This window comes from Micromonospora sp. AMSO31t (assembly GCF_008868175.1).
In the GTDB taxonomy this organism is placed as follows: Bacteria; Actinomycetota; Actinomycetes; order Mycobacteriales; family Micromonosporaceae; genus Micromonospora.
In genome coordinates, this window is the sequence record NZ_WBKT01000252.1 from 1 (window position 1) to 4776 (window position 4776).

A 4776-nucleotide genomic window follows, 5' to 3' on the forward strand; every position below is an offset into this window, starting at 1 on the left:
CTTGGCCGGGCGGGCCGGCGCCGGCCCGCCCGGCCAAGCCACCGAAGCGGCCGAAGGAACGGTCCGCCCTCGGCACGGTCACCTTCTCGCTGATCTTTTTGGCGCTGGGCGTGGTGGCGATGCTCGACCTCCTCGACGCCTTCCCGGTCGGCGCGGCCGGCTACTTCGCCGCGGCGCTGGCCACCATCGGGCTCGGGCTGCTCGTGGGCACCTGGTTCGGCCGGGCCCGCTGGCTGATCGCACTCGGTCTGGTGACGGCGGCAGCGCTGGGCATCGCCACCGTCGCCGACTCCTACGACCGAGTCCGCGGGATCGACGGCAACGTCACCTGGGCTCCGGCGGACTACCGGGACCTGGCCGACCGGTACGAGAACAACTTCGGCGACGCCGTGCTCGACCTGCGCGGGGTCGACTTCGACAAGAAGGACACCCAGGTGACCGTCGAGGTCAACTTCGGCAAGGCCACGGTGGTCGTGCCGCCGAACGTCGACGTCACCACGGTGGCCGACGTGAACGCAGGTGACGCCACCGTCTTCGGCAAGCGGAACGGTGGGTTGAACGGCCGCCAGTGGGAGAACACCGATCTCGGGCCGGACGGCCGCGGCGGCGGCACGCTGCGCCTGCTGGTCCACGTGAACGCCGGAAACCTGGAGGTGACCCGGTGAAGGCTCACCGCACCGACATTGTGTCGTTCGCCTTCGGGCTGGCCTTCCTCGGGCTGTCCGCCTGGTGGCTGCTGGCCCGGATCCTCGGGCTGGCACTGCCCCCGGTGGGCTGGTTCCTGGCCGGCGCGCTGATCCTGATCGGACTGCTCGGGTTGGTCGGCGCGCTGCGTTCCGGCCGGAACCCGGAGCCGGAACCGGCGGAGGCCACCGTGTCCGCGCCCTACGAGACCGGCACGCCGGCCGGCGAGGCCGGCGCGCCCGCCGCCGAGGAGGCGGACGAGTGGGTCACGGACGGCGTGACCGACGCGCCGCTCGCGGCGCGGGAGGACCGCCCCTACGACGCGGAGCCACACTGGTCGCCGGAAGTTACGGGCGAGCCGGCGACCCGCGAGCTGCCGGTGGTCGACGAGGTGGCGGACCGGCCGGGGGGCGGCCCGCGCACCGGCGGGGACGGGCCGGGCTGACCGCGACGGTGCGGTCCGGCGACAGCGCCGCCTATGCTGGCTGGTGGAGATCTCGCCTCCGCCGGCCGGCCCACCCGTGGCGCCCCGGTCGCGGCCGGGGCGCCCGGTCGGCCGGGTCGCCCGGGTCGGTTCCGCAGCCGTCCGTCTCTACCTCGTCAGGAGCCCGTCCGAGATGACCCAGTCCCCCGCCGTGCCCGTCACCGGTCCCGCCGGTGCGGTCCGCGTCGGCGAGCGCGCCGCCCGCACCCTCGTGAGTGAGTTCGCCCGGCGCAACGACGCGAAGGCCGGCCTGCTGGTCGGCGCGACCCCGGAGTCCGCGGTGCTGGCCGCGGCGATCGAGGCGCTGCTCCCCGGCGACCGGCTCACGGTCGTGCCGGCGGAGGGCGCCTCCGCGGTCGCGCTCCGCGCGCACGTGACGGCCCAGGGCCGGTGGGTGGCCGACCGGGTACGCGTGGTCGACACCCTCGCCGAGGCCGACGCCGCCGCGGTGGTTATCGCGGCCGAGCCGGTCACCGGCACCGCCGAGGAGGCCCGCACCGCCGTCGACGGGCTGGCGAAGTACCTCGCCGAGGGGGCCGTGCTGAGCGTGGCCGCGCCGCTGTTCCGCACCGAGGGCGCCGGGGCCGAGCTGGACCGGCAGGGGGTGCTGCACGGGGTGCGCACCGACCTGGTGCTGCGCAACTCCCCGCCGGTACGCGTGCACCACCTGCGCTCCACTCCGGCGCCGGCCGCGCTGGCCGCGTCGCTCTCCCCGGCGTACCGGCCGTCGAGCGTGCCGCTGACCCGGAGCATGCACATCGACTCCAACGGCGTGGCCGCGGCCGGCATCACCCTCGGCCTGGCCGCGCTGGCCCGGGCCGCCCGGCCGAAGTCCAAGCTCTGGCTGCTGCCGGCGCTGGCCGCCGCCCCGGTGGCCGCGTTCTTCCGCGACCCGGAGCGGGACGTGCCGGAGGACCCGTCGGCCGTGGTCGCCTCGGCGGACGGTCAGGTCCTCTCGGTGCAGCGGCTGCACGACGAGCGCTTCGGCGACCAGGAGTGGCTGCGGATCGCGGTCTTCCTGTCGGTGCTGGACGTGCACGTCAACCGCTCGCCGGTCGCCGGCAAGGTGGTCGACTACTTCGTCGCCGACGGCGGCTTCGTCAACGCCATGAAGCCGGACGCCGAGCACAACGTGGCCGCGTACACGGTGCTGGACACCGACCACGGCACGGTGGTGGTGGCGCAGCGGACCGGGCTGATCGCCCGGCGGATCGTGCAGCGGGCGCCGGTGGGCGCGCTGCTGGCCCGGGGCGAGCGTTTCGGTCTGATCCGGTTCGGCTCGCGCACCGATGTCTACCTGCCGGCCGACGCCGCCGAGCCGCTGGTCGGCCCGGGCGACAAGGTGGTCGGCGGGTCGACGGTCATCGCCCGCTGGAGCTGATCCCAGGAACGCGAAAAGGGGCGCCGCTCTCGCGGCGCCCCTTTTCCGTGCTGCGGGTCAGGCGGTGTGGCGCTGGCGCAGCCAGAGCACCGGGCCGCTGACCAGGTAGCCCACCACGACGAGGGCGAAGGTGAGCCGGATGTCGACCAGCGCGCCGATCACCGGGGCCAGCCAGAGCCACGGCGGCAGCTTCACCAGCCGGGCGAGCTTCGCGTAGGGGAAGCTGGAGACCATGGCGAAGGCGAGCAGCGCCACGCCGGCGACCATGACCAGGCCGGAGACCGGCACCCCGATCGCCACGGTCAGGGCCAGTACGGCGGCCGCCATGGTGGTCGGCACGCCGCAGAAGAACCGGCCGTCCTTCGGCGAGACGTTGAACCGGGCGAGCCGGATGGCGGCGCAGGCCGCGACCAGGGCGCAGGCGACCGCGGCGGCCGCCGGCGGCACCGAGCCGGCCAGCGAGGCGTAGACCACGACCGGCGCGGCGAGGCCGAACGAGCACATGTCGGCCAGCGAGTCCATCTGCGCGCCGAACGGGCTGGCCACGTTGAGCTTGCGGGCCAACGCCCCGTCCAGGCCGTCGAACGCGACGCAGGCGATCAGGCAGAGCGCCGCGACCCGGACCTCGCCCTGCATGGCCAGGAAGATCGCCAGCATGCCGAGCACGAGGCTGCTCAGGGTGCAGGCGTTGACCAGCGCGAACTTCGCCCGGCGGGCGGCGGTGCGCTCGCCCGGCAGCAGCGGGATCGACATGGCCGGCGACTCGTCGACCGGCGTGGCCGGGCCGAGCGCCGGGCTGACCGGCATGACGGCCTCGACCTCGGCGTCGTAGCGGACGGCCTCGACCTCGGCGTCGTACCGCCCGTAGCGGCGACGCTGGCGGTCGGACCAGCGGTGGTCGGGGGTGACCAGGTCGGTCCCGGTGACGGCGGCGCCGTCCCGGCGGCCCACCCGGACCAGCAGCACCTGGCGGGCGAACGTGCTGCTGCGGCGCAACCGGCCCGCCCAGCGACGCCCTGCGGGGCGCGGACTGTCAGTCGTACGACGCCGGCGCCATGGGGCTCTCGGCACGTTTCCTCCATCACCGGATCCGGTGGCCGCCACGCGGGCGGGTGTCCGGCTGTCTCGTGCCGGACCTTTCGGGCCCGGCAGCCCATTTGCGGAGTACACCATTGCACAGGGGATAGGGGGTTGGCGATAGCTGCCGGCGGTACTTATAACTCTCTTAACCGCGCGAACCGCTCAGTTATTCCCATCTCGGGCCTCATCGCCCGTTTTCGTCGGCCAATCCCTGCCATCGACTGTACCGGAGGAGGCCCACGGCGGCTCGGTGAGCGGGTGTCAGCTACCCCGATGTCCGGTTGCCCGGGCGGCCACCTCGGTCATCCGCAGGCCGCTGACCTGCTCCGGCGCGAACCAGGCGGCTCGCGCGGTCGAGCCGCCCGCGAGCTCGGTCACCACGGCCTCGGTCGGTGCGTCCACCAGGACGCGATAGATGACCCGTACGCCGTGCCAGTCCAGCGGCCGCCCCTCCGGGCCGAGCGCGGCCGGGTTGTGCATGTTGTCCACGGCCAGCAGGCCGACCACCCGGCCGAGCTGGCCGGCCTCCTCGACCAGTTCGCGGAGCAGGCCGGCGGCGGGCTGCTCGCCGTGGTCGGTGCCACCGCCGGGAAGGTGCCACCGCCCGGCGCCCGGGTAGCCGTCGGCGATCATGGTGAGCAGCACCCGCCCGGCCGGGTCGGTGACCAGCCCGTACGCGGCGAAGCGCTGCCGCCGGTCGGCGTCGGGGACGGCCGGCGCGGGTGGCAGCGCCCGGGGCAGGCCCGCCGGCAGGGGCGACACCGGCACCCCGAGCAGCTCGGCCGTGAACGGCATCAGCGGCACGGCCGCGGCATCGTCCGGGGTGAACCAGCCCAGCTCGTCGCTGCCGCCGGCCGGCTCCGGCCGCAGCTCACCGCCGCGCGCCTCGACCTCGAAGATCAGCCGGTCGGTGTGCACGGCGACACCGTCGGAGGGGAAGGCGGCCACGTCGGCGACCGCGGCCCGGATGGCGCCCGCCGCCACGACCAGCCCGGTCTCGTCGGCGAACTCGCGCTCGACGGCCCGCGCCGGGTGCTCGGCGTGCTCGATCCCGCCCCCCGGCAACTGCCACACCCCCGGGTACGGACCGCGGTCCGATCCTCGCGCCAGCAACACCCGACCGCCCTGGCCCCGGAGCACCCCGTAC

4 protein-coding genes and 1 pseudogene are annotated in these 4776 nt (G+C 75.0%); 3 read left to right on the forward strand and 2 right to left on the reverse strand.

All coding sequences use genetic code 11. From position 1 onward, the window contains the following. The 3 genes and pseudogenes from F8274_RS29855 to F8274_RS29865 form a co-directional block, all read left to right on the forward strand. On the forward strand, positions 1-665 hold a 665-nt coding region (locus tag F8274_RS29855), incomplete at its 5' end, for a LiaF domain-containing protein (protein ID WP_151465681.1). Beyond that, positions 662-916 (forward strand): annotated as a pseudogene (locus F8274_RS32755) (hypothetical protein); the annotation flags it as partial. The gene F8274_RS29855 and the pseudogene F8274_RS32755, both read left to right, overlap by 4 nt. 385 nt (positions 917-1301) lie before the next feature. Beyond that, the gene (locus tag F8274_RS29865) at positions 1302-2549 is read left to right on the forward strand and encodes a phosphatidylserine decarboxylase (protein ID WP_151465683.1); all 1248 of its coding nucleotides are present in this window, start codon (positions 1302-1304) and stop codon (positions 2547-2549) included. Positions 2550-2606: 57 nt separating this feature from the next. Here F8274_RS29865 and F8274_RS29870 read toward each other — a convergent pair whose 3' ends face one another. Then, positions 2607-3545, reverse strand: a complete 939-nt coding sequence (locus F8274_RS29870) for a phosphatidylcholine/phosphatidylserine synthase (protein ID WP_151465684.1) — start codon at positions 3543-3545, stop codon at positions 2607-2609. A gap of 345 nt (positions 3546-3890) precedes the next feature. Continuing rightward, positions 3891-4776: NUDIX hydrolase (locus F8274_RS29875; RefSeq protein WP_151465685.1), on the reverse strand; the 886-nt coding region annotated here is incomplete at its 5' end.

Excerpts from the sequence above, each read along its gene's own strand:
- F8274_RS29865 (WP_151465683.1), top strand. The coding sequence starts at position 1,302 with ATGACCCAGTCCCCCGCCGTGCCCGTCACCGGTCCCGCCGGTGCGGTC.